Consider the following 23,071-nt stretch of genomic DNA (forward strand, 5'->3'; position numbering starts at 1 on the left):
CTCTCTGATCAGCTCTTCTCGAAGCGGAACCCGACACCGCGCACGGTGGCGATGTAGCGGGGGTTGGCGGCGTCGTCGCCGAGCTTCTTGCGCAGCCAGGAGATGTGCATGTCGAGGGTCTTGGTGGAGGACCACCACGTGGTGTCCCAGACCTCGCGCATCAGCTGGTCGCGGGTGACGACCCGGCCCGCGTCGCGCACGAGCACCCGCAGCAGGTCGAACTCCTTCGCCGTCAGCTGCAGTTCCTCCTCGCCCATCCAGGCGCGGTGCGACTCGACGTCGATCCGCACGCCGTGGGTGGCGGGGGGCTGCTGGTGGGCCTCGACGGTGCCGCGCCGCAGCAGGGCCCGCACGCGGGCCAGCAGCTCGGCGAGCCGGAAGGGCTTGGTGACGTAGTCGTCGGCGCCGGCGTCCAGGCCGACCACCGTGTCCACCTCGTCCGCCCGGGCGGTGAGCACCAGCACCGGGAAACCGTGGCCCTCGGTGCGCAGCCGACGGCAGACCTCCAGTCCGTCCATCCCGGGCAGCCCAAGGTCGAGGACGAGCAGGTCCACCCCTCCCTTGAGCCCGGCGTCCAGCGCCGTGGGACCGTCTTCTCGCACCTCCACCTCATACCCCTCGCGGCGCAGGGCGCGTGCGAGCGGCTCCGAGATGGACGCGTCATCCTCGGCGAGCAGTACTCGGGTCATGGAGTGATGGTAGTCCGCTCGGGCCCACGCCAAAGGTCCAGCAGGAGCTACCGGCGGCAACCCTTGACCGCGCGGTACGGACCTTTGAGGGTGCTTAAACGGTTCCCCGATGCCTTGTGATCCATATCTCAACTGCTTCCATTTGCGGGCGGGGTGTGACGTATGGTGACCGGACGTCTGTAGCTACAAGGGGGACCTTCGGATCGTTTTCGGCGCGCCGAAGGTCTCTGTCGTGTGCAGGGCTGGATACCCCAGTCTTGTTCACAGTGAATGACCTGGCGGCCGGGTCCGTCGCGCGAAGGGGCGCGGGGGCGTGGATCCCGGTGACGGCTGTCCTGCCGCTCCCTTGGAGGAGAGAGCGAACCCCTTGGACGTGGGGCGGGCGGCGCGGTGACCGGTGCCGGCCAACCCCCACCCGGGCGCGCAGCAGCTGCAGCCGCGCGTCCCGAGCACTCAAGGATCGACATGGCGTCCAGCCTGACGAAGGGTGCGGCCGAGCAGGAGAAGACCTCTCCGGACTCCGGCGGCAAGACCTTCTTCGGCCACCCTCGTGGCCTGGCCCCCCTCTTCATGACGGAGATGTGGGAGCGCTTCAGCTACTACGGCATGCGCGCTCTCCTCGTCGTCTACCTGATCGCCGGCGGCCCGGACGCGAAGCCCGACAGCCAGGGCGGCGGCCTGGCGATGCCCGAGGCCAGCTCGGTGGCCATCTACTCCGTCTACGTGGCGATGGTCTACCTGCTCGCCATGCCCGGCGGCTGGTTCGGCGACCGCGTCTGGGGCCCGCGCAAGACCGTCGCCATCGCGGCGGGCATCATCATGGCCGGTCACCTGGCCCTGGCGATCCCCGGCAAGCCGAGCTTCTTCGCCGGCCTCGCGCTGGTGGCGATCGGTTCGGGTCTGCTGAAGGCCAACATCTCCACGATGGTCGGCCACCTCTACGACGGCCCGCAGGACCCGCGCCGCGACGGCGGCTTCACGATCTTCTACATCGGTGTGAACACCGGTGCCTTCGCCGCGCCGCTCGTCATCGGCACCGTCGGCCAGAAGGTCAACTGGCACCTGGGCTTCTCGATCGCCGCGGTCGGCATGGGTCTCGGTCTGCTCTTCTTCCTGTGGGGCACCCGCCACCTCAGCCCGCAGAGCAGCGTCGTCCCGAAGCCGCTGACGGCCGCCGAGCGCAAGGCCACGCTGCTGAAGGCCCTGCTGTGGCTGGCCATCGCCGCCGCCTTCTACGGCGTCGTCGCGGGCACCGGCCACTTCACGCAGAAGTGGGCCACGATTCCGATCGCCCTGGTCGGCCTGGTCATCCCGATCACGGTCCTGACCCGCATCAAGCGCGACAAGGACCTGACGGCGAACGAGCAGACCAAGGTCAGCGGTTACATCTGGTTCTTCGTCGCCGCCGCCGTGTTCTGGATGATCTTCGACCAGGCCGGCTCGACGATGTCGACCTTCGCCGAGAAGAAGACCGCGGACAACGTCTTCGGCATCGACTTCCCGTCGACCTGGTTCCAGTCGGTCAACCCGCTGTGGGTCATGGCCATCGCCCCGGTCTTCGCCTCGATGTGGCTGTGGCTCGCCCGCAAGGACCGCGAGCCGAGCACCACGGTGAAGTTCTCGATGGCCATGGTCATCATCGGCGCCTCGTTCTTCGTCTTCGCCATCCCGATGGGGATGGCCGCCGACGGCACGAAGGTCACCCCGGCCTGGCTGCTGATGATCTACGGCATCCAGACCATGGGTGAGCTGTGCCTCTCCCCGGTCGGCCTGTCGCTCACCACGAAGATGGCGCCGCAGAAGTACGCGAGCCAGATGATGGGCGTCTGGTTCCTCGCGGTGACCGCGGGCGACTGCACCATGACCCTGCTGACGGAGTCGGGTGTCGACCTCAACGGCACCGGCGTGATCCTCGCGCAGGCGGCGGCCGCCACCCTGGCCGGTGCCGCGGTGTGGATGTCCCGCAAGCGGATCGAAGGCCTGATGGGCGACGTCCGCTGAGGACCCCCTGAACGACAGTGCCCCGGCGCAATGGCGCGCCGGGGCACTGTGCGTTTCCGGCAGGTGTCAGTCCGGGGACCGGGGCATGGCCTCGGGCGTGAACCAGGGCAGGGCGCCGGACTGCGGCGCGGCAACAGCGGGCCGGGGCCTCAGCCGATCGACGACGACCATCCCGAGCCGGAAGAGACCGGCCGGAACGACAAGGAACAGCAGGATCCAGAAGAGCGTCACCCCCCAGGGCCGGGCCACGTCCCAGGGCTCGGTGACGAGCACCTTGTCGCCGTACTCGAGCGACACCTCGTAGGGCCCGTGGGCACCCGCGGCGAGCTCCACGTCGAAGGCGACCCGGGCGCGCTGCCCCGCCGGGATCGTGCCGCGCCACCTCCGCTCCTCCCAGGAGGGCGCGAGCACGCCCCGCGCGGTCCCGACGCGGAACACGGGGTCCTTGGCGGCCCCGGAGCCCAGATTGCCGACCGTGAGGACGAGCCGGCGGGCCGGCGGCGCGCCGAACCAGGTGAGCAGCCCGCCGGAGCCCTCCAGACGGGCGTCCAGCACGCCGATCCGCGCCCCGGAGGACTCGGGCAGCGGGGCGACGGGATGCCCCGCGACGACCAGCGGGACGTCCGCCGCCTGAGCCTCCCCCGTCACGGTGGCCACGTGCACCACACAAGGGCAAGGCGTGGGCGGCTCGACAACAACAAGCTCCCGCCGAAAGACCCCGTCACGCTCCGTAGTAACAGTGCGCCCCTCCGCGTTAACGCAGTCGTTGGTGCCCCCCACCATGTTCTGCCCGCACACCAGCAGAGTGAGCAAGGCCCGCGACCGCCACCCTTCCCCCCTGACGACCACGGTGCTGCCCTTACCGGCCTCCGCCCGATCCAGCGAGAGACGAGGCCCATCGGCAGCAGCCGCTCCCGCAGCGGGCAACAGGGCGACGAGGAGGACCAGCAGCAGAAGAACGACGGCGGAGGCGCCGGGGCCGCAGGGGCAGGGCCCTGGACGCTGACGTGTATGTGCGGCGCCCGGCGCGGGGTGCGCATGCGGCAGGGCAGAGGGCGCCGTAAATAGACGGTCCAGGGCCCTGCCCCGGAGGCCCCGGCGCCGGACCACGACGCGCCTCATGCGCCGCTCCCCGCACCGCGGCGCCGCCGTCGCACCAGCACCACCGCCCCACCCGCAAGCGCCAGCACCACCCCGCCACCCACCGGCAGAACCCACCGCACGGGCGTGTACGAGCCGGACCCGCTGGCCCGTACCCCGCCCTCCGCGACAGCGGTCACGCGCACCGTCACCGAGTCCAGCCGCGGCGCATCCGGCCACCGCTCCACCCTCCGCACCACCCGCCCCGGCGCCAGCTCGGCCGGCGCGTCGGCGACCGTGCGGCGGAGGACCGTGCCGAAAACCCCGTCGGCGCGGATGGCGAGCCGCGGGGTCAGCGTCCTGTTGCCACGGTTGACCAGGGCGTACCGGATGACCGCGCCGCCCGTGCCCGCGCCGCTCACCCGTACGTTCTCGACGGCGAGCGCCGGCAGCGCCGGTCCCCCGCTGACACGCAGGGCCAGCCGCACCCGCACCTCCCGCCCCTCCCCGCTCACGACCACCGCGCCGGAGTGGTCGCCGGGCTCCGCGTCACCGGGGACCGTCACGCGCACGGGCACGTTCGCCCGGGTGCGGGCGGGCACCCGTACCTGCTGCCGGGGGAAGGAGATCCAGGTCCCGGCGCCCCGGAGGGCGAAGGAGCGCTCGCGGTCCGCGGGGTTGACCACGGACAGCTTGTCGGTGAAGACCGTGCCGGGGGCGCCCTCCAGGTAGAACGACGCGCGGTCGTCCGGTCCGGGCGCCTCCGTACCGGCGGGAGCGGGCGCGGCCGACCACGGCCGGTCGTCGTCGGCGGCGGTGGCTGCCGGGGTGACGGAGGTGCAGAGCAGCACCGTCACGAGGGCGGCCGGCGGGAAGAGACGGACGGGACGACGGCGCACAGGCGGCCCCTTCATGCGTGTCAGCGCGTGGTCGCCGCCCGGCGCCGCCGGGTCAGCCAGAGCGTGCCCGCGACGCCGGTGAGGAGGACGGTGCCGCCGAGGGTGCCGAGGGCGATGGCGGAGTCGGCGGGCCCGGTCTGGGGAAGCTGACCGCCCGTGGAACCCCCGGTGGAGGAGGAACCACCGGTGGCAGAACCGCCGGTGGAGGACCCACCCGAGGCGGCCCCGCCGGAAGCCCCGCCGGAACCCGACCCACCCGTAGCGGAACCTCCGGTGGACCCACCCGTAGAGGACCCACCCGTGGAGGACCCACCGGTGGAGGACCCACCGGTGGAGGACCCACCGGAACTCCCGCCGGGCTCCTTGATGTCGAGCGTCAGCGACGGCTTGGGGTTGTTCGTCGGCGTGCAGGTGGTGGTCGTGCCCAGCGCCTGGATGGTCAGCGTGGAGGCGGTGAACGTCACGCTGCCGCTCTTCTTCGGGGTGTACGTCCCCGACAGGTCACTGATCTTGATCGGGGTGTTGGCCGGTATCGGCTCCGTGTTGGCGGGCCCGGAGACGGCGACCGTCCCGCTGTCCGCGCCGCCCACCTTGATGACGGCGCTCGGCTTCATCGCGCCCTTGCCGAGCTCGATGGGGCTGGAGGAGACGCCCTTCTCGAAGGTCATGGTCAGCTTGTACGCACCGCCGTCCGCGACGCCCTTGATGTCGATGGGCGAGACGGCGCTCTTGTCTCCGATGGGGGTCTTGCACGCGTAGTCGACGTCGATCGTCACCGCGTGCGCGGCCGGAGCGCCCAGCAGGACGGCCCCGCCGGCCAGGGACGCGGCGAGGGCGGCTGCGCGGCGTGGGATGTGGGACACCTCTGGTTCCCCTCTCGTCCGGTGCCGCAGCCGAGCAGAGCCGAGCTGAGCCCAGCCGAGCTGACGGCACATCAGATCGGGCGCAGACAGTACGCCGGGGACCTTGAGGAAGGAAGAGAAAGGAAGAGAAGGGAGGAAGGAAGGGACGCGGGAGAGAGAAGAGAAGGGGGAGCCAGAGGCCTAGCCCGGCGCGGCCAGCTCCGCCCACACCGTCTTCCCGGCCCCGCTCTCGTTCCGCACGACGCCCCAGTCCAGGCAGAGCCTCTGCACGATGAACATCCCGTGCCCGCCGGGCCGCCCCGCGCGGTGCGGCGTGCGCGGTGCGGGCGTCCCCGCGCCGAGGTCGACGACCTCCAGGCGCAGCACCTTGCCCGTGCAGCTCACGCGGAGCTCCTCGGGGCCGTCGGCGTGCAGGCAGGCGTTGGTGACCAGCTCGGAGACGACGAGCAGGACGTCCTCGGCGGCCGCGCGGTGGTCCGCGCCGATCGCGGGGAGCCAGCCCCAGTCGTGGAGCGCCTGCCGGGTGAAGTCACGCGACATGGGCACGGCGCCGCTGACCCCGACGAGGTGCAGCCGGCGCATCCCGCCGGGCCGGGACCCCTGCGAAGGCCCGTCCGGCGACAGCGCACCGGAGGAGGCGGCGCCGTTCGCCCCCGGACCGGGGTCGCCCGGCGGAGGGCACGGCCGGGTGGTGCTCATCAGCGCTTCACCTCACCGATTCACCGATTCAGAACGGAACGAAGGGACGGACGGGTACCTGGATACCTTGATCGCGGCTACCTGGCACATGGAACGGATTCAGCAGACTCCTGCCCGACCGAATCGTGAGAACACCCACTTCTTCGGTGCCGATCCTGTGATGCATGCAACTGGTGCCTGCGAACCCACGCCGAAGGAGCCCGGCCGACCGGGTGACGACTGAGTAACGCACAGGGAAAGGCGGGGGCGCCAGGGGTCAGCCGGCGAGGGCCGCGTCGAGGGTGTCGTGCACCGTGAAGACGGCTTCCGCGCCGGTGATCTCGAAGACCCGGGCGACCACGGGCTGCATCGCAGCCAGGTGGATTCCGCCGCCTGCGGCCTCGGCCTGCAGCCGGGCGCCCAGAAGCACGTTCAGGCCGGTCGAGTCGCAGAACTCCAGACCGGAGCAATCGAGGACCACGCGTGCGCCGCCGTCGGCGATGGCGGCCTCGAGGGGCTCGCGCAGTACGTCCGCCGTGTGGTGATCGAGCTCACCCACCGGCGTCACGATCGCGCTCGCCCCGTCCCGCCGGACGGCTACATGCAGCCGGCCCCTGCTTGCGCTGCCGACCATCCCGCGATCCATGCGCATCCCTTCTCGGTGTGCCTGCGTGGCGCTCCCAGAACACTACGCCTTCCCTACGGCGTCCGGTAGCCGAAGGTCCGGCATTATTCACATATAGGGACATCACGCACTTGCGGTGCACGGGTGAAGACAGGTAGGGCTAGTAGGACGACATCCACCACGGACGGCTTTGGAGGCGCCGCTCACCGCAGCACGACGCGACGGCATCGGCAGCCATATGCCGAGAATGATGGAGGAGACCATGTCACCCCGGCTCGACGAAACGCGTGCGGAACCGCGTACGGCGTCGTCGGCACCCCTGCCCCAGTCCCCGCCCGAGTATTCCTATTCCGACCTTCCCGGGTTTCCCGAGTGCGACGGGACCGGCCCCACGCCCCCCGGCGAAATGGCGCCGCACGACGCACGTGCCCTGTCCAAGACGCTCTTCGCCCGCCTGGAGGCGCTCGAAGAGGGCACGCACGAATACGCATACGTACGCAACACCCTGGTCGAACTGAACCTCGCCCTCGTGAGGTTCGCCGCCGCCCGGTTCCGCTCCCGCAGCGAGCCGATGGAGGACATCGTCCAGGTCGGCACGATCGGCCTCATCAAGGCCATCGACCGCTTCGAGCTCAGCCGGGGCGTGGAGTTCCCGACCTTCGCGATGCCGACCATCATCGGCGAGATCAAGCGGTTCTTCCGCGACACCAGCTGGTCCGTGCGCGTGCCGCGCCGGCTCCAGGAGCTCCGCATCGACCTGGCCAAGGCCCGCGACGAGCTCGCCCAGAGCCTGGACCGCTCCCCCACCGTCGGTGAACTCGCCGGGCACCTCGGCCTGACGAAGGACGAGGTCGTCGAGGGCATGGCCGCGAGCAACGCCTACTCGGCGAGCTCGCTGGACGCCCAGCCGCAGGACGACGAGGCGGAGGGCGCCCTCTCGGCCCGCATCGGCTACGAGGACCACGACCTGGAGGGCGTCGAGTACGTCGCCGCGCTCAAGCCGATGATCGCCGAACTCCCGCAACGGGACCGGAAGATCCTGTCCCTGCGCTTCGTGGCGAACATGACCCAGTCGGAGATCGGCGAGGAACTGGGCATCTCCCAGATGCACGTCTCGCGCCTGCTGGGCCGCACCCTCGTCCGCCTGCGCCGGGGACTCCTGAGCGAGGAGTGAGGCCGGGGCCTCAGCTTTTGCACGGTATTCACACCGTTTCCGCACCGCCGCGCGCCGCACGGGTTTCCCGTGCGGCGCGCGGCGTTTGATGCCGCCTCAGCAGCTGCAGGGCCGTGCCCACCCCTGCACAAACCTGGACCGGGGATGCGCGCCGAGGGTGTTGACCCGCCTGCTGCGGGCGAATAGCGTCGCGGCGGCCTCTGGGGGAACGGCGGTGCGACTGGCGTGCGCCTTCTGCGGGAAGACCAGGAAAACCGGGAAGACCGGCAAGACCGGCAAATCCAGGACGACGGTGGCGGTAGCGGTAGCGGTGCCGATGTCGTCATCGTCGGCAGCGGAGTGGTCGGCGCGGCGTGTGCGGAGGCGCTGACCCGCCGCGGGGCCCGCGTGCTCGTCCTCGACCGGGGCCCGCTCGCGGCCGGCACCACCGCCTGCGGTGAGGGCAACCTCCTCGTCTCGAACAAGGCCCCCGGCCCCGGACTCGCCCTCGCACAGGCCTCGCTGAGCCGCTGGCCCCGCCTGCTCGCCGCGCTGCGCGAAGAGCTGGGCCCGGGCCGTGCGGAGTGCGAGTACGAGGTGAAGGGCGGCCTCGTCGTCGCCACCGGCGAGCCGGAGGGCGCGGCCCTGTGCGGCTTCGCGGCGGCCCAGCGCGCGGCGGGCGTGGACGCCCGCGAGCTCGCGCCGGGCGAGGCCGCGGCGTACGAGCCGCACCTCACGCCCGCCGTGCGCGCCGCGGTCCACTACCCGCAGGACGCCCAGCTGCAGCCCGTCCTGGCGGCGACGTCGCTGCTGGCGGCGGTCCGGGCGCGCGGCGGCCGGATCCGTACCGGCGTGGACGTGACGGGCGTGGAGACCGGCCGGGACGGGCGGGCCGTGGGCGTCCGCACGTCGCAGGGCCGCATTCCGTGCGGGGCGGTGGTCAACGCCTGCGGCCCCTGGGCCGGGGAGTTCGCCGCGGCCGCCGGCGCGCCCCTGCCCGTCGTGCCCCGCCGCGGCACGGTCCTCGTCACGGCACCGCTGCCGCACGGCACGGTGCGGCACAAGGTCTACGACGCCGGGTACGCGGAAACCGCCCGCAGCGAGGACGCCGCACTGCAGGTGGCGGCCGTGGTCGAGGCGACCCAGGCGGGCACGGTCCTCATCGGTTCCAGCCGGCAGCGCTGCGGCTTCGACGGGACGCTGCGCGCCGGGGTGCTGGGGGCACTGGCACGCGCGGCGGCGCAGCTGTTCCCCGTCCTCGGCGGCGTCCCCGTCATGCGCGCGTACGGCGGCTTCCGCCCGTACACCCCCGACCACCTCCCCGTCGTGGGCGAGGACCCGCGCCACCCCGGCCTGTGGCACGCGACGGGCCACGAGGGCGCGGGCATCGGCCTGGCCGCCGCCACCGGCGAACTGCTCGCCGAGCTCTGGGCGGGCGAGCCGCCGCACCTCGATCCGGAGCCGTTCCGTGTCCAGCGCTTCGGAACCGCACGAACCACACGAACCGCACGCTTCGGAAGGGAGAACGGATGGCACTGACGGTGTACGTCGACGGCGAGCGGCACCGCGCCCTGCCCGGTCAGACGGTGGCGGCCCTGCTCCTGGCGACGGGCCGCCGGTCCTGGCGCACCACCCGCCTCGGCGGCCGCCCGCGCGGCGTCTTCTGCGGCATCGGCGTCTGTTACGACTGCCTGGTCGTCGTCAACGGCCTCCCCGACGTACGGGCCTGCCGGCGCGAACTGCGCGACGGGGACCGGGTGGAGACCCAGCGCGGCGCGCGGCTGCCCGCGGAGGAGGAGTCCCGCCCGGCCCCTCCGACCCCTCCGGCTCCTCCCGCCCCTCGTACGGACCGTGAGGACGCACATCCCGGTCACCCCTTGCACGACTCACACGACTCATGCAACTCATGCGACTCATGCCAATCACACGGCTTACGCGACTTACGCGACGCGGACGGGGTCGCATGAGCGCCCAGCCTCCCTTAGCCTCCTCCTCCGCCTCCGCCTCCGCCACTGCCACCGCCTCCCCCCTCGTGGTCGTCGTCGGCGCGGGACCGGCCGGCGCGCGGGCCGCGTTGAGCGCCGCCCGGTGCGACGCGCGCGTCGTGCTCGCCGACAGCGAGGAGCGCGTCGGCGGCCGGCACCACCGGCAGCCGGCCGTCGCGGGCGGCGGCCCCGGCGCCTCCGCCGCGCACCCGCTCGAACAGGCCGTCGCCACCCAGCCCCGCATCACGCACCTGGCCCGCGCCACCGTCTGGGCCCTGGAGCCGGGGCCGGCGCCCGGCAGGCACCTCGTCCACCTGCAGCAGGGCCCCGCCGACGACCGCGGGCGCCCCGTGCGCACGCTCGCGGCCGACGCGCTCGTCCTGTGCACCGGCGCCTTCGACCGCGCGTTGCCGTTCCCCGGCTGGGAGCTGCCGGGCGTGGTCACGGCGGGCGCGGCGCAGGCGCTCGCCGAGGGGCAGCGGACGGCGCCCGGCGGCCGGGCCGTGGTGTCGGGGACCGGGCCGTTCCTGCTGCCGGTCGCGCTGTCCCTGCTCGGGGTGGGGGCACAGGTCCTGGGCGTGTACGAGGCGGGGAACCCGGCGCGCTGGCTGCGCAGCCCCGCCGCGGCCCTGCGCGACGGCGGCCCCGGCAGGCTCGCCGAGCTGGGCTCGTACGCGGTGGGGCTGGCCCGCCGGCGCGTCCCGTACCGCACGCGGCACGCGGTCGTCGCCGCGCACGGCCGCGACCGGGTCGAGGCCGTCACCGTCGCCCGCCTCGACGCGGGCTGGCACCCGGTGGCGGGCAGCGAGCAGCGCATCGCACCCGTGGACGCCGTGTGCGTCGGCTACGGGTTCCTCCCGCAGCTGGAGCTCCCGCTGGCCGCAGGCTGCGCGGTCCGCGGCGGGCACGTGGTGGTCGACGGGCGCCAGGCGACGACCGTCCCGGGCGTGTACGCGGCGGGCGAGCTCACGGGCGTCGCGGGCGCCCCCGCCGCGGCGGCGGAGGGCGAGCTGGCGGGGCTCGCGGCGGTGGCGGACCTGGCGGAGCGCCCGGAGGCGGCGGAGGCCGGGGCGCGCCTCGTACCGCCGTCGCCCGCCCGTCTCGCGGCCGCCGCCTCGCGGGTGCGGTCCGGGCGGCGGTTCGCGCGGGCGCTCGCCCGGGCGCATCCCGTCCCGGGCGGCTGGCGCGGCTGGCTGCGCGAGGACACGCTCGTGTGCCGGTGCGAGGAGGTGTCGTACGGGGAGCTGCGGGACGCCGTCGTGGCGCGCGGCGCGGACGGGATGCGGGCGCTCAAGCTCACGTGCCGCGCCGGGCTGGGTGCCTGCCAGGGCCGCATCTGCGGGCGGAACACGGCCGAGCTCGCCGCGGCGTTCCTGGGCTCCCCCGTCGCCGACCCGTACGCCATGGACAGGCGGCCGCTGGCCCATCCGGTACGGCTCGGGGATCTCGCCGGGCCGCCAGCCATTGACTAGAGCTATTCAGCCACCCAAGATGTGCAGTGTTCTATTCAGAGCCGCCAGGGAGGCAGGGCCCCATGTCCGGACCGCGACCCGTACGAGCTGCGCGAGGCAGCCGGCTGAGCACGCTGGGGTGGCAGCAGGAAGCCGCTCTGCGCATGCTGCAGAACAACCTCGACCCCGAGGTCGCCGAGCACCCCGACAAGCTCGTCGTCTACGGCGGCACGGGCAAGGCCGCCCGCGACTGGCGCTCGTTCGACGCCATGGTCCGCACGCTGCAGACCCTCAAGCAGGACGAGACCATGCTCGTCCAGTCCGGCCGCCCGGTCGGCGTCATGCAGACCCACGAGTGGGCGCCGCGCGTCCTCCTCGCCAACTCCAACCTCGTCGGCGACTGGGCCAACTGGGAGGAGTTCCGCCGCCTGGAGCACCTCGGCCTCACCATGTACGGCCAGATGACCGCCGGCTCGTGGATCTACATCGGCACACAGGGCATCCTGCAGGGCACGTACGAGACCTTCGCCGCCGTCGCCGCCAAGAAGTTCGACGGAACGCTGGCCGGCACGATCACCCTGACGGCCGGGCTCGGCGGCATGGGCGGCGCCCAGCCGCTCGCCGTCACCATGAACGACGGCGTCGCCATCTGCATCGACTGCGACCCGCGCGCGATCGACCGCCGCATCGAGCACCGCTACCTGGACGTGAAGGCCGACTCGCTCGACCACGCCCTGCAGCTGGCCGTCGAGGCGCGCGACGCCCGCCGCCCGCTGTCCATCGGCGTCCTCGGCAACGCCGCGGAGCTCGTCCCGCAGCTGCTCGCGATGAACGCCCCGATCGACATCGTGACCGACCAGACCAGTGCCCACGACCCGCTGGCCTACCTGCCGGTCGGCGTCTCCTTCGACGACATGGCCACCTACGCGGCCGAGAAGCCCGCCGACTTCACGACGCGGGCGCGCGAGTCCATGGCCCGGCACGTCGAGGCCATGGTCGGCTTCCAGGACGCCGGCGCCGAGGTCTTCGACTACGGCAACTCCATCCGCGGCGAGGCCCAGCTCGCGGGCTACACCCGCGCCTTCGACTTCCCCGGCTTCGTCCCCGCCTACATCCGCCCCCTCTTCTGCGAGGGCAAGGGCCCCTTCCGCTGGGCGGCCCTCTCCGGCGACCCGGCCGACATCCACAAGACCGACAAGGCGATACTCGAACTCTTCCCCGAGAACGAGTCCCTCGCCCGCTGGATCAAGATGGCCGGCGAGCGGGTGCACTTCCAGGGCCTGCCGGCGCGCATCTGCTGGCTGGGCTACGGCGAGCGCGACAAGGCCGGCGAGCGCTTCAACGACATGGTCGCCGACGGCACGCTCGCCGCGCCGCTGGCCATCGGCCGCGACCACCTCGACTGCGGCTCGGTGGCCTCCCCGTACCGCGAGACCGAGGCCATGCTCGACGGCTCCGACGCGATCGCCGACTGGCCGCTGCTCAACGCGATGGTCAACGTCGCCTCGGGCGCCTCGTGGGTCTCCATCCACCACGGCGGCGGCGTCGGCATGGGCCGCTCCATCCACGCGGGCCAGGTCACGGTCGCCGACGGCACGCCGCTGGCCGGCGAGAAGATCCGCCGCGTCCTGACGAACGACCCCGGCATGGGCGTCATCCGTCACGTCGACGCCGGGTACGACATCGCGGAGTCGGTCGCGGAGGACCGCGGGGTGCGCGTCCCCATGCGGGAGGGCGAATGAGCAGCCCGGCTGCGGGCGAGGTGAAGGCAGGGGCTTCGTTCCACGAGATGTGGCGCGACCTCGCGTCCATCGGCCGTGACAAGGACACCGCCGGCTATCACCGCTTCGCCTGGAGCGGCGCCGACGCCGACTGCCGCGCCTGGTTCCGCGCCCAGGCGGAGTCCCGCGGGCTCGCCTACGAGCTCGACCGCAACGGCAACCAGTGGGCATGGCTCGGCGACCCGGCCGCCGGGGACGCCGTCGTCACCGGCTCCCACCTGGACTCCGTGCCGAACGGCGGCGCCTTCGACGGCCCCCTCGGCGTGGTCTCCTCCTTCGCCGCGCTGGACGAGCTCCGCGCCCGCGGGGCGCAGCCGTCCCGCCCCCTCGCCGTCGTCAACTTCGGCGACGAGGAGGGCGCCCGCTTCGGCCTGGCCTGCGTGGGCTCCCGGCTGACCGCCGGTCAGCTGTCCCTCGACAAGGCGCACGCGCTCCGGGACGCCGAGGGCGTCTCCCTGCCCCTGGCCATGGAGCGCGCCGGCTACGACCCGGAGGCCATCGGCCCGGACCCCGAGCGCCTGGCCCGGATCGGCGCCTTCGTCGAGCTCCACGTCGAGCAGGGCCGCGCCCTGGACCTGTCGGACCGCGCCGTCGGGATCGCCTCCGCCATCTGGCCGCACGGCCGCTGGCGGTTCGACTTCCACGGCGAGGCCAACCACGCCGGCACCACCCGCATCGAGGACCGCCGCGACCCGATGCTCACCTACGCCAACACCGTCCTGGCCGCCCGCAAGAAGGCCCGGCTGGCCGGCGCCCTCGCGACCTTCGGGAAGGTCGGCGTCGAGCCGAACGGCGTCAACGCCATCCCCTCGCTCGTGCGCGGCTGGCTGGATTCGCGGGCCGCCGACCAGGAGACCCTCGACCTCGTGGTCGCGGAGATCGAGAAGGCGGCCGTGGAGCGCGGCGAGCGCGACGGCGTCGACGTGCGGGTCACCCGGGAGTCCTTCACGCCCGTCGTGGAATTCGAGCACGCCCTGCGCGACGAGCTGGGCCGCATCCTGGGCGGGGACGTCCCCGTCCTCGGTACGGGTGCGGGACACGACGCCGGAATCCTCTCCGGAGCCGTCCCCACCGCCATGCTGTTCGTACGCAACCCCACAGGCGTCTCGCACTCACCCGCCGAAACGGCTTCCGAGGACGACTGCCTGGCCGGGGTGACCGCACTCGCCGACGTACTGGAGGGCCTGGCGTGTCGCTGACGGCACAGACCTACTGGGCGGAGCACGCCCTTCTCGACACCGGCGTCGAGCCGGGCGTGGTCATCGAGACCGGGACGGACGGCCGCATCAAGGCCGTCCGCCGGGGCGCCGCGGCACCGCCCCAGGGCGCGGTGACCCTGCGGGGCCTGACCCTGCCCGGTCTCGCGAACGCGCACAGCCACGCCTTCCACCGGGCCCTGCGCGGCGCGACGCAGGCGGGCGAGGGGACCTTCTGGACCTGGCGCGACGTCATGTACCGCGTCGCCGACAACCTCACCCCCGACAGCTACTTCGCGCTCGCCCGTGCGGCCTACGCCGAGATGGCGCTCGCCGGCATCACCTCCGTCGGCGAGTTCCACTACGTGCACCACCTCGCCGGGGGCGCCCGCTACGACAACCCCAACGCCATGGGCGAGGCCCTGATCGCGGCCGCCGCCGAGGCGGGCATCCGCATCACGCTCCTCGACGCCTGCTACCTCTCCTCCGGCTTCGGCGCCGAGCCCAACAAGCACCAGCGGCGCTTCAGCGACGGCACCGCCGAGCGCTGGGCCGAGCGCGTCTCCGCCCTCAAGGGCGACGACAACACCCGCATCGGCGCGGCGATCCACTCGGTGCGGGCCGTGCCCGCCGAGCAGCTGGCGACCGTGGCCGCGTGGGCGCAGGAGCGCGACGCCCCGCTGCACCTGCACCTCTCCGAGCAGACCGCCGAGAACGACGCGTGCGTGGAGGCCCACGGCTTCACGCCCACCGCCCTCCTCTCGCACCACGGCGTGCTCGGCCCGCGCACGACCGCCGTCCACGCCACGCACCTCACCCCCGGCGACATCCGCCTCCTCGGCCACTCGGGCACCGGCGTGTGCATGTGCCCGACCACCGAGCGGGACCTGGCCGACGGGATCGGACCGGCCCGGGCGCTGCAGGAGGCGGGCTCCCCGCTCTCCCTCGGCAGCGACAGCCACGCCGTCATCGACCTGCTCGAAGAGGCCCGCGCCATGGAGCTGGACGAGCGGCTGCACAGCCGCACCCGCGGCCACTGGACCGCGGTCCAGCTGCTGCGCGCGGCCACGGCCGACGGCCACGCGGCCCTCGGCTGGGACGGGGCGGGCCGCATCGAGCGGGGCGCGCTCGCGGACTTCACGGCCGTCGCGCTCGACTCCGTGCGCACCGCGGGCCAGCCGTACGCCCTCGCCGCCGAGACGGCCGTCTTCGCGGCGAGCGCCGCGGACGTCCGGGACACCGTGGTGGGCGGCCGGCACATCGTGCGCGAGGGGGCGCACCAGCTCGTGGCCCACGTGCCGGCGGCGCTGGCGGAGTCCATCGCGGCCGTACGGGGCTGAACCACCGAACCGACCAAAGGAGTGCCGCACGCCCATGGCGACGACGGTCATCACCAACATCAGCAGTCTCGTCACGAACGACCCCTCCCTCGGCGAAGGCCCCCTCGGCACGATCCGGGACGCGGCGGTCGTCATCGACGGCGACCGCGTCGCCTGGGTCGGCACGTCCAGCAAAGCACCGGCCACTGACAACCGGGTCGACGCCGAGGGCCGGGCCGCCCTCCCGGGCTTCGTCGACTCCCACTCCCACCTGGTCTTCGCGGGCGACCGCACGGCCGAGTTCAACGCCCGCATGTCCGGCCGGAGCTACAGCGCCGGCGGCATCCGCACCACCGTCGCCGCCACGCGCGCCGCGACCGACGAGGCGCTGGACGCCAACGTCCGGCGCTACGTGCACGAGGCCCTGCGCCAGGGCACCACGGTCCTGGAGACCAAGTCCGGCTACGGCCTCACCGTCGAGGACGAGGCCCGCGCCCTGCGCATCGCCGCGGCGCACACCGACGAGGTCACCTACCTCGGCGCCCACATCGTCTCCCCCGACTACGCCGACGACCCGGCCGCGTACGTGGACCTCGTGACCGGGCCGATGCTCGACGCCTGCGCGCCGCACGCCCGCTGGGTCGACGTGTTCTGCGAGCAGGGCGCGTTCGACGGCGACCAGGCCCGGACGATCCTCACGGCCGGCGCCGCCCGCGGGCTGACGCCGCGCGTCCACGCCAACCAGCTCTCCTACGGGCCCGGCGTCCAGCTGGCCGTCGAGCTCGGCGCCGCCTCGGCCGACCACTGCACCCACCTGACCGACGCGGACGTCGACGCCCTGGCGAACGGCACGACGGTCGCCACCCTCCTGCCCGGCGCGGAGTTCTCGACGCGCGCCCAGTGGCCGGACGCGCGCCGTCTGCTGGACGCGGGGGCGACCGTCGCCCTGTCCACGGACTGCAACCCCGGCTCGTCCTTCACCAGCTCCATGCCGTTCTGCATCGCGCTGGCCGTGCGGGACATGGGGATGACCCCGGACGAGGCCGTCTGGTCCGCGACCGCGGGCGGCGCGGCCGCCCTGCGCCGTACGGACGTGGGCCGCATAGCCCCCGGCGCCCGCGCCGACCTCGCCCTCCTCGACGCCCCGTCGCACGTCCACCTCGCCTACCGGCCGGGCGTTCCGCTGGTCTCGGCGGTGTGGCGCGCGGGCGTGCGGGAGGCCTGAGCCTTCTCCGGCGGCCGCGTCGCACCCCGTGGCCGCCTCGGGCCCGGCAGGCCTGCCGGTAGCCCGCCCGGCAAGCCTCAGGCCCGCCCGCCGATCGCGTCCAGCCGGTCGTACTGGGCGTCCGTCAGCCGGACGTCCAGCGCTCCGGCGTTCTCCTCCAGGTGCGCGAGCGACCGCGTGCCCGGGAGGGGGACGAGCGTCGGCGAACGGCGCAGCAGCCAGGCGAGCGCCGTCTGCGCGGGCGTCGCGCCCACCTCGCGCGCCACGTCCGCGACGGGCCCGCCCGGGGCCGCGTGCGCGCCCACGGCGACCGGGAAGTAGGCGAAGAAGGTGATGCCGTGCTCGGCGGCGTGGTCGACGACGTCGTCGTGGCCGCGCGCCGAGAGGTTGTACACGTTCTGGACGGAGGCGATGGGGGCGATCTCCTGCGCCGCGCGCAGTTCGGCGACGGTCACCTCGGACAGGCCGATGTGCCGCACCTTGCCCTCGTCCTGCAGCTGCCGGAGGGCGCCGAGCTGGTCCGCGAGGGGGTACTCCGGGTCGATGCGGTGCAGCTGGAGCAGGTCCAGGCGGTCCACGCGCAGCCGCCGCAGGGCGAGCTCGGCCTGCTGGCGGAGGTAGGCCGGGTGACCGTGCGTCACCCATTCGGCAGGGCCGGGCCGTACGACGCCGACCTTGGTGGCGACGGTCACGCGGCCGGCGTACGGGTGCAGGGCCTCCGCAATGAGCGCCTCGCTCTCGCCGAGGGAGTAGGCGTCCGCGGTGTCGATGAGGTCGATGCCGAGCTCGACCGCGCGCCGCAGCAGCGCGACCGCCCCGCGGCGGTCCTCCGGCGCGCGCCAGATGGGCGCCTGCATGGGGTCGGCGAGCCCGTCGGGGGTCTCTGCCAGCCGCATGGCGCCGTAGCCGATGCGGGAGACGGGCAGGTCGCCGCCGATGCTGTGGACGGGGGAAGAAGCGGGAGCGGTGGTGGTGTTCGTCATGACCGGAACGCTAAATTCTCACACCCGTGTGAGATTCAACCCCGTGTGAGGCAGCTCATATGAAGATCGGTGACCTGGCGCGCGAGACCGGAGTGAGCGTGCGGCTGCTGCGCTACTACGAGGAGCAGGGCCTGCTCGGCTCCCACCGGCTGCCCAGCGGTCACCGGCGCTACGAGCAGGACGCGCCGGAGACGGTCCGCCGCATCCGCGTGCTGCTGGCGGCGGGCCTGCCGACGCGCGTCATCCGGGACGTCCTGCCGTGCGTGCGGGGCGCGGGGGAGGCGGAGTTCGACCCGTGCGTGGCCCTGCACCTGCGCGAACAGCTGCAGGGGCTCGACGCGCGCATCGGGGAGCTGCAGGAGACGCGGGCGGCACTGGCCGGCCTGCTCAACGCGACGGAAGCGGCTGCACCCACTGCGGCTTGAGCCGCAGGAAGCAGGCGGAACGCCCCGCCGCCGGGGCGGCGCCCATCGACCGGCACCGATGAGCCGGTCGAAGGCGTCCCACGGCCCCGGGCCGGTCCGGCTCGCACCCCGTTCCGGCCCGCGGCGGCTCCGCGCACGCCCGGGCGTGCCGTCGCACTTGGGGCTCATCGTGTGCGGAAACCGCCCGCAGCGCATGCCATTTTTACGGCCCGGTGTGGTGGAGTGGCTTCATGTCCTCCAGTGGCATCTCCCCCGGCACCGTGGTGCGGGCCGCGCTCCGGCAAGGGCTGCTGCCCGACTGGTCCCCCGTGGCCGGCCTGCTGGACGTGCAGGGGATCCGCACGGCCGCCGCGGAGCTGCGCGAGGCCTTCGAGGAGGCCGGGGCGGCGCGCGGCACGACCCTGCACGCCTTCGCCGTGAAGGCCGCCTCCCTCGTGCCCGTGCTGCGCCTGCTCGCCGAGGAAGGGCTGGGCGCCGAAGTGGCGAGCCCGGGAGAGCTGGCGCTGGCCAGGACGGCGCGGATCGCCCCGGAGCGGATCGTGCTGGACTCCCCCGCCAAGACCACGGCGGAGCTCCGCGAGGCCCTCGCGCTGGGGGTGGCGGTCAACGCCGACAGCCGTGAGGAGCTCGCCCGGCTGGACGGGCTGCTGCGGGAGGCCTCCGGCCCGCCCCGCTCCGCGCTCGGCGTCCGCGTGAACCCCCAGGTGGGCGGCGGCAGCATCGACGCGCTGAGCACGGCGACGGACACGTCGAAGTTCGGGGTGGCGCTGCGCGACGAAGGGGCGCGCGCCTGGCTCGTCCGCGCCTACGCCGAGCGCCCCTGGCTGTCCCGGCTGCACGCCCACGTGGGCTCCCAGGGCTGCCCCCTGGAGCTGATGGCGGCCGGGGTGCGGGCCGCGTACGAGCTGGCGGAGGAGATCAACCGGACGGTGGGGCGCCGGCAGGTCACCACGCTGGACATCGGCGGCGGGCTGCCCGTGAACTTCGCGTCGGACGACGTGACCCCGACCTTCCGCGCGTACGCCCGCCTGCTCGCGGACGCCGCCCCGGGCCTGTTCGACGGGCGCTACGGGCTGGTGACGGAGTTCGGCCGCTCCCTGCTGGCCAAGAGCGGCATGGTGCTGGCCCGCGTCGAGTACACCAAGACCGCGGGCGGCCGGCGGATCGCCGTGACGCACGCGGGCGCCCAGGTGGCCACGCGCACGGTGTTCGCGCCCGCGTCCTGGCCGCTGCGGGTCGCGGTCTTCGACGCGCAGGGGCGGCCGAAGACGGGGCCGCCGGTCGACCAGGACGTCGCGGGGCCGTGCTGCTTCGCGGGCGACCTGATCGCGGTGGGCAGACCGCTGCCCCTGCTGGAGGCGGGCGACCACGTGGCGCTGCTCGACACCGGCGCGTACTACTTCTCGAACCACTTCGCGTACAACTCTCTGCCCCGTCCCGGGGTTTACGGCTATGCGTCCGCAGAAGAGGAGAGTGACGGGGTGCGGTTCGCGACCGTACGGGCCCCGCAGACCCTCGGCGAGCTCGTCACCGAGAGCGGCGGCGCCTACGCGGCGGAGCTCAGCGCGCTTCGCTGACCGCCGCGGCACACGCCCCGGGCGGGCGTCAGCGCGCTTCGCCGACCGCCGCACCCGCAGGCACCCGGCCGGCGCGGCGCCGGCCGCCACCGGGCGCGGCATCGCCCGCGGCGAGCCCGGTGGACAGGTAGCCGCGCACGGGCTTGGCGGCGGGGGACGCCTGCGCCCACTCCGTGCGGACCCACAGCAGGGAGCCGCTGCGGCGCTCCAGGCCGCCCAGCCACAGGGCCTTCGCCCACAGGCCCGCGCCCGCTCCGGCGAGCGCCATGCCCGCGGCGGCCGGGATCAGGAAGGTGGAGCCCACGGCGGCGAGGAAGGCCAGGAGCAGCCACCAGCGGCGGGCGCGCCGCCAGTTCCGCAGGGTGACGGCGCGGTCCTGGAGGAAGACCGACCGGCCCGCCCGTGAGGCCCCGCGCGCCAGGGCCGCGTACCGCGGGCGGCGCACCGCGAAGACCGCACCCGCGACGACGATGAACAGCGCCGCTCCGGCGAGCACGCCGATCCGCCGTCCGGTCATCCCGGGCACCAGGACGCCGGTGCCCGCGCTCAGCAGGCCCGGCCACCACAGCCAGCCGGCCGGGGCTCTGACGACCACCGCCACCCGCGCCAGCGCATACGAACCGCGCCCCACGTCGAAACCCGCCTTTCCCTCTGAAATCCCCTCGATCCCGACTCGTCACGCGGCAGGCTAACCAACGAATCTGAGTGCGAGCTGAGAATCCGCCGCATGTACCTCACAGGGGTCATACCCCGGTATCACCCCGGACTTGGCTCCGCCGTATGACGTGTGCGCAGTCGTGTGGTCCCTAAGGTCGTCCCTGCCGGGGCGGGACGAGCGGGAGGAGACGGGGATGGCTGTCCAGGAACGAGGGGGCGAGCGGCGGGACCGTGCGCGGCGGGACAGCGGGCTGCGGCGGCGGGCGGCCCTCGCGGCGGGGGCACTGGCCGCGACCGGGCTGCTGAGCGCGCTCGTGCCCGCGCCGGACGCCCATGCGGCCCAGGCCCCGGCCCGGACCGCGGCGAAGGCCCCGGCCGGAGCGACAGCCACGACCTCGAAGAGCGCCCCGGGCGCCCTGCCCGCGCCCACCGGCCCCCACGCCGTCGGCACGGTCACCCGCCACCTGGTGGACACCGCCCGCAAGGACCCCTGGAAGCCGGAGCGCGGCGACCGCGAGGTCGCGATCAGCCTCTTCTACCCGGCGGACCGGGACCGGCCCGCCGGCGGGAAGGGTCCCGCGCCCCACATGGACCCCTCCTCCGCCGCCCACTTCGGCTCCGCCCGGGGCGCGGGCAGCTTCAACTACCACGTACGTCCGGACGCCGCCGACTGGGCGTCCACGCGTACGCATGCGCGCGTGGACGCTCCCGTGGCGCGCGGCAGCAGGTCCCTGCCGGTCGTGCTGTACTCCGCCGGGCTGGGCGACCCGCGCACCTGGAACACCGGCCTGGCCGAGGAGCTGGCCTCCCGCGGCTACGTCGTCGTCACCGTCGACCACCCCTACGACTCCTCCGAAGTGCGCCTGGCGAACGGGGAGCTGGCCGAGTCGGTGCTGCCCGCGCTCGCCGGCGCACCCGTGACCGAGGTCGACGCCACGCTCCGCAGGGCGGTGAAGGCCCGGGTGGACGACACGCGGTTCGTCCTGGACACCCTCGGCTCGGCGCAGTGGCGGCGGGGCCTGCCGCGCGGCCTGGGGGACGCGGTGGACCTGCGGCGCGTGGGCATGGCCGGGCAGTCCGCGGGCGGCTTCACGGCGGCGCAGGCCCTGCACGACGACCGCCGCCTCAAGGCGGGGATCAACATGGACGGCCAGATGGACTTCCCCCTCCCCGACAGCACGGGCAGCACGCTGAGCACCGTGGCGCGCGAGGGTGTGGACCGGCCGTTCCTCCTGCTGGGCTCCGACGGCCCGGGCGCGGCCGGCAACCGGGCGTCGTGGGCGTCCTTCCGGCAGCACACGCGCGGCTGGCGGGCCGAACTGGCCATGGCGGGCGCGGAGCACGGCACGTACACCGACGGCGTCTCGCTGCTGCCCGCCCTCGCCCGGCAGGGCGCACTGCCGGAGGAGGCCCTCCGCCAGGACGTCGGGACCGTCCGCCCGGAGCGCGCGGTGGCGACCACGCGCGCGTACGTGGTGGCGTTCTTCGACCGCTTCCTCAAGGGGCGGGACGGGCGGCTGCTGGACGGCCCGTCGCCGCGCTTCCCGGAGATGCGCTTCCAGGACGCCCCGGCCTCCTGAGGCCGGGCTACTCCACGAACAGCCCCCGCGCCACCGCCTTGGCGTCGAACTCCTCCAGGCGCGCCTGGGCGTCCGGCAGGGCGTCGCACATCGCCTCCAGCAGCATGCGCCCCAGCAGCATCGGGGCGCATGCGGTGTCGAAGGCGAGCCCGGTGCCGACGGCGGCGGGGAGCAGCAGGTCGCTGTGGCGGGCGACGGGGGCGAAGGTGGAGTCGGCGACGGTGACGACGGTCAGGCCCTGGCCCTGCGCGTACTCCAGCGCCTCGACCACCTCGCGCGGGTGACGGGGCAGCGCGAAGCACAGCAGCGTGCTCGCCCCGGCCCGTACGGCCGCGTCTATGCGGTCGGTCAGGAGCGTGCCGCCCTCGTCCAGGAGCCGCACGTCCGGGTGGACCTTGCGGGCGAAGTAGGCGAAGCCGGCGGCCTGGGCGGTGGCGGCGCGCAGGCCGAGCACGAGCAGCGGCCGGGACTGCGCGAGCAGCCGGCCCGCGCGGGTGACCGGGGCGGGGTCGGCGAGGACCGAGGCGAGGTGGCGGAGGTTGTCGATCTCGACGTGGACGGCCTGCTGGTACTCGTTGTACGCGGTCTCGCCGTCTCCCGGCTCGGCCGCCGCGGGGACGACGTCGCGCAGGTGCCGGCGCAGCGCCGGGTAGCCGTCGAAGCCGAGGGCGACGGCGAAGCGGGTGACCGAGGGCTGGCTGACGCCGGCCAGCTCGGCGAGCTCGACGCTGGAGAGGAAGGGCGCGTCGGCCGCGCGGCGCACCATGCAGTGGGCGATGCGGCGCTGAGTCGGCGTCAGCCGGTGCCCTTCGAAGAGCTTCTGCAGCCGTGCGGTGGCTTCCGGTTCGCCCCCGGTGTCGCTCATCGGGCCCTCCATGGTCGTCGGCGGTCTTCGGCAGTGGTC

The 23,071-nt window shown here is 73.9% G+C and carries 20 protein-coding genes and 1 pseudogene; 12 read left to right on the plus strand and 9 right to left on the minus strand.

What is annotated here, in order from left to right; translation table 11 throughout:
- Nucleotides 1-8: 8 nt before the first annotated feature.
- On the minus strand, nucleotides 9-689 hold the full coding sequence (locus AS857_RS31670; protein WP_058046585.1) for a response regulator transcription factor: 681 nt from the start codon (nucleotides 687-689) through the stop codon (nucleotides 9-11).
- 465 nt (nucleotides 690-1,154) lie between these two features.
- Between AS857_RS31670 and AS857_RS31675 the strand changes: the two genes are divergently transcribed.
- Nucleotides 1,155-2,690 carry a peptide MFS transporter gene (locus AS857_RS31675; protein WP_058046586.1) on the plus strand — a complete coding sequence of 512 codons (1,536 nt, stop codon included), beginning with the start codon at nucleotides 1,155-1,157 and terminating at the stop codon, nucleotides 2,688-2,690.
- 66 nt (nucleotides 2,691-2,756) lie between these two features.
- Here AS857_RS31675 and AS857_RS31680 read toward each other — a convergent pair whose 3' ends face one another.
- From AS857_RS31680 to AS857_RS31700, 5 genes are all read right to left on the minus strand, one after another.
- Nucleotides 2,757-3,737 carry a hypothetical protein gene (locus tag AS857_RS31680; protein ID WP_420823999.1) on the minus strand — a complete coding sequence of 327 codons (981 nt, stop codon included), beginning with the start codon at nucleotides 3,735-3,737 and terminating at the stop codon, nucleotides 2,757-2,759.
- A gap of 71 nt (nucleotides 3,738-3,808) precedes the next feature.
- A complete protein-coding gene (locus AS857_RS31685; RefSeq protein WP_079110762.1) occupies nucleotides 3,809-4,669 on the minus strand; it encodes a COG1470 family protein in 861 nt (286 codons plus the stop codon).
- A 20-nt stretch (nucleotides 4,670-4,689) separates the two neighbouring features.
- Entirely contained in the window at nucleotides 4,690-5,532 is an 843-nt protein-coding gene (locus tag AS857_RS31690) for an LPXTG cell wall anchor domain-containing protein (RefSeq protein ID WP_058046589.1), read from the minus strand.
- 180 nt (nucleotides 5,533-5,712) lie between these two features.
- Nucleotides 5,713-6,231 (minus strand): ATP-binding protein, encoded by a 519-nt coding sequence (locus tag AS857_RS31695; protein WP_058046590.1) that lies wholly within the window; start codon nucleotides 6,229-6,231, stop codon nucleotides 5,713-5,715.
- Between the two features lie 256 nt (nucleotides 6,232-6,487).
- Complete coding sequence (locus tag AS857_RS31700; protein ID WP_058046591.1) at nucleotides 6,488-6,856, minus strand: STAS domain-containing protein; 369 nt, start codon at nucleotides 6,854-6,856, stop codon at nucleotides 6,488-6,490.
- A gap of 241 nt (nucleotides 6,857-7,097) precedes the next feature.
- Between AS857_RS31700 and AS857_RS31705 the strand changes: the two genes are divergently transcribed.
- From AS857_RS31705 to hutI, 8 genes and pseudogenes are all read left to right on the plus strand, one after another.
- Entirely contained in the window at nucleotides 7,098-8,009 is a 912-nt protein-coding gene (locus AS857_RS31705) for an RNA polymerase sigma factor SigF (RefSeq protein ID WP_420823982.1), read from the plus strand.
- Nucleotides 8,010-8,333: 324 nt separating this feature from the next.
- Nucleotides 8,334-9,527, plus strand: a complete 1,194-nt coding sequence (locus AS857_RS31710; protein ID WP_275477394.1) for an NAD(P)/FAD-dependent oxidoreductase — start codon at nucleotides 8,334-8,336, stop codon at nucleotides 9,525-9,527.
- Nucleotides 9,518-9,763 (plus strand): annotated as a pseudogene (locus AS857_RS41690) ((2Fe-2S)-binding protein); the annotation flags it as partial. The gene AS857_RS31710 and the pseudogene AS857_RS41690, both read left to right, overlap by 10 nt.
- Before the next feature lie 188 nt (nucleotides 9,764-9,951).
- On the plus strand, nucleotides 9,952-11,445 hold the full coding sequence (locus AS857_RS31720) for an NAD(P)/FAD-dependent oxidoreductase (protein ID WP_079110764.1): 1,494 nt from the start codon (nucleotides 9,952-9,954) through the stop codon (nucleotides 11,443-11,445).
- Between the two features lie 62 nt (nucleotides 11,446-11,507).
- A complete protein-coding gene (gene hutU, locus AS857_RS31725; RefSeq protein ID WP_058046592.1) occupies nucleotides 11,508-13,166 on the plus strand; it encodes a urocanate hydratase in 1,659 nt (552 codons plus the stop codon).
- Nucleotides 13,163-14,404, plus strand: a complete 1,242-nt coding sequence (locus tag AS857_RS31730; RefSeq protein WP_058046593.1) for an allantoate amidohydrolase — start codon at nucleotides 13,163-13,165, stop codon at nucleotides 14,402-14,404. The genes hutU and AS857_RS31730 overlap by 4 nt, the downstream gene beginning before the upstream one ends.
- Entirely contained in the window at nucleotides 14,401-15,741 is a 1,341-nt protein-coding gene (locus tag AS857_RS31735; protein WP_107105749.1) for a formimidoylglutamate deiminase, read from the plus strand. The genes AS857_RS31730 and AS857_RS31735 overlap by 4 nt, the downstream gene beginning before the upstream one ends.
- Nucleotides 15,742-15,775: 34 nt before the next feature.
- Nucleotides 15,776-16,945 carry an imidazolonepropionase gene (gene hutI / locus AS857_RS31740; RefSeq protein WP_058046595.1) on the plus strand — a complete coding sequence of 390 codons (1,170 nt, stop codon included), beginning with the start codon at nucleotides 15,776-15,778 and terminating at the stop codon, nucleotides 16,943-16,945.
- Nucleotides 16,946-17,022: 77 nt separating this feature from the next.
- Here the strand turns inward: hutI and AS857_RS31745 are convergent, their stop codons facing one another.
- Nucleotides 17,023-17,928: an aldo/keto reductase gene (locus AS857_RS31745; RefSeq protein WP_058046596.1), complete on the minus strand. Its 906-nt coding sequence runs from the start codon at nucleotides 17,926-17,928 to the stop codon at nucleotides 17,023-17,025.
- Between the two features lie 59 nt (nucleotides 17,929-17,987).
- Between AS857_RS31745 and AS857_RS31750 the strand changes: the two genes are divergently transcribed.
- Both AS857_RS31750 and AS857_RS31755 read left to right on the plus strand, forming a co-directional pair.
- Entirely contained in the window at nucleotides 17,988-18,353 is a 366-nt protein-coding gene (locus AS857_RS31750; RefSeq protein WP_058046597.1) for a MerR family transcriptional regulator, read from the plus strand.
- 230 nt (nucleotides 18,354-18,583) lie between these two features.
- Complete coding sequence (locus AS857_RS31755; RefSeq protein WP_058046598.1) at nucleotides 18,584-19,930, plus strand: type III PLP-dependent enzyme domain-containing protein; 1,347 nt, start codon at nucleotides 18,584-18,586, stop codon at nucleotides 19,928-19,930.
- A 28-nt stretch (nucleotides 19,931-19,958) separates the two neighbouring features.
- Here the strand turns inward: AS857_RS31755 and AS857_RS31760 are convergent, their stop codons facing one another.
- A complete protein-coding gene (locus AS857_RS31760) occupies nucleotides 19,959-20,561 on the minus strand; it encodes a hypothetical protein (protein WP_058046599.1) in 603 nt (200 codons plus the stop codon).
- Between the two features lie 220 nt (nucleotides 20,562-20,781).
- On the opposite strand from AS857_RS31760, the gene AS857_RS31765 reads away from it, so the two are divergent.
- Nucleotides 20,782-22,167 (plus strand): alpha/beta hydrolase family protein, encoded by a 1,386-nt coding sequence (locus AS857_RS31765; RefSeq protein ID WP_058046600.1) that lies wholly within the window; start codon nucleotides 20,782-20,784, stop codon nucleotides 22,165-22,167.
- A 7-nt stretch (nucleotides 22,168-22,174) separates the two neighbouring features.
- Here AS857_RS31765 and AS857_RS31770 read toward each other — a convergent pair whose 3' ends face one another.
- Complete coding sequence (locus AS857_RS31770) at nucleotides 22,175-23,032, minus strand: MurR/RpiR family transcriptional regulator (protein ID WP_058046601.1); 858 nt, start codon at nucleotides 23,030-23,032, stop codon at nucleotides 22,175-22,177.
- Nucleotides 23,033-23,071 lie beyond the last annotated feature (39 nt).

The sequence above is a fragment of the Streptomyces roseifaciens genome (assembly GCF_001445655.1).
Taxonomy (GTDB): Bacteria; Actinomycetota; Actinomycetes; order Streptomycetales; family Streptomycetaceae; genus Streptomyces; species Streptomyces aureoversilis.

Bases quoted from the DNA above. Each gene is read 5' to 3' on its own strand.
- AS857_RS31670 (WP_058046585.1), bottom strand. From the start codon at position 689: ATGACCCGAGTACTGCTCGCCGAGGATGACGCGTCCATCTCGGAGCCG.
- hutI (WP_058046595.1), top strand. From the start codon at position 15,776: ATGGCGACGACGGTCATCACCAACATCAGCAGTCTCGTCACGAACGAC.
- AS857_RS31700 (WP_058046591.1), bottom strand. From the start codon at position 6,856: ATGGATCGCGGGATGGTCGGCAGCGCAAGCAGGGGCCGGCTGCATGTA.
- AS857_RS31720 (WP_079110764.1), top strand. From the start codon at position 9,952: ATGAGCGCCCAGCCTCCCTTAGCCTCCTCCTCCGCCTCCGCCTCCGCC.
- AS857_RS31730 (WP_058046593.1), top strand. From the start codon at position 13,163: ATGAGCAGCCCGGCTGCGGGCGAGGTGAAGGCAGGGGCTTCGTTCCAC.
- AS857_RS31695 (WP_058046590.1), bottom strand. From the start codon at position 6,231: ATGAGCACCACCCGGCCGTGCCCTCCGCCGGGCGACCCCGGTCCGGGG.
- AS857_RS31755 (WP_058046598.1), top strand. From the start codon at position 18,584: ATGTCCTCCAGTGGCATCTCCCCCGGCACCGTGGTGCGGGCCGCGCTC.
- AS857_RS31705 (WP_420823982.1), top strand. From the start codon at position 7,098: ATGTCACCCCGGCTCGACGAAACGCGTGCGGAACCGCGTACGGCGTCG.
- AS857_RS31745 (WP_058046596.1), bottom strand. From the start codon at position 17,928: ATGACGAACACCACCACCGCTCCCGCTTCTTCCCCCGTCCACAGCATC.
- hutU (WP_058046592.1), top strand. From the start codon at position 11,508: ATGTCCGGACCGCGACCCGTACGAGCTGCGCGAGGCAGCCGGCTGAGC.
- AS857_RS31675 (WP_058046586.1), top strand. From the start codon at position 1,155: ATGGCGTCCAGCCTGACGAAGGGTGCGGCCGAGCAGGAGAAGACCTCT.
- AS857_RS31770 (WP_058046601.1), bottom strand. From the start codon at position 23,032: ATGAGCGACACCGGGGGCGAACCGGAAGCCACCGCACGGCTGCAGAAG.
- AS857_RS31750 (WP_058046597.1), top strand. From the start codon at position 17,988: ATGAAGATCGGTGACCTGGCGCGCGAGACCGGAGTGAGCGTGCGGCTG.
- AS857_RS31765 (WP_058046600.1), top strand. From the start codon at position 20,782: ATGGCTGTCCAGGAACGAGGGGGCGAGCGGCGGGACCGTGCGCGGCGG.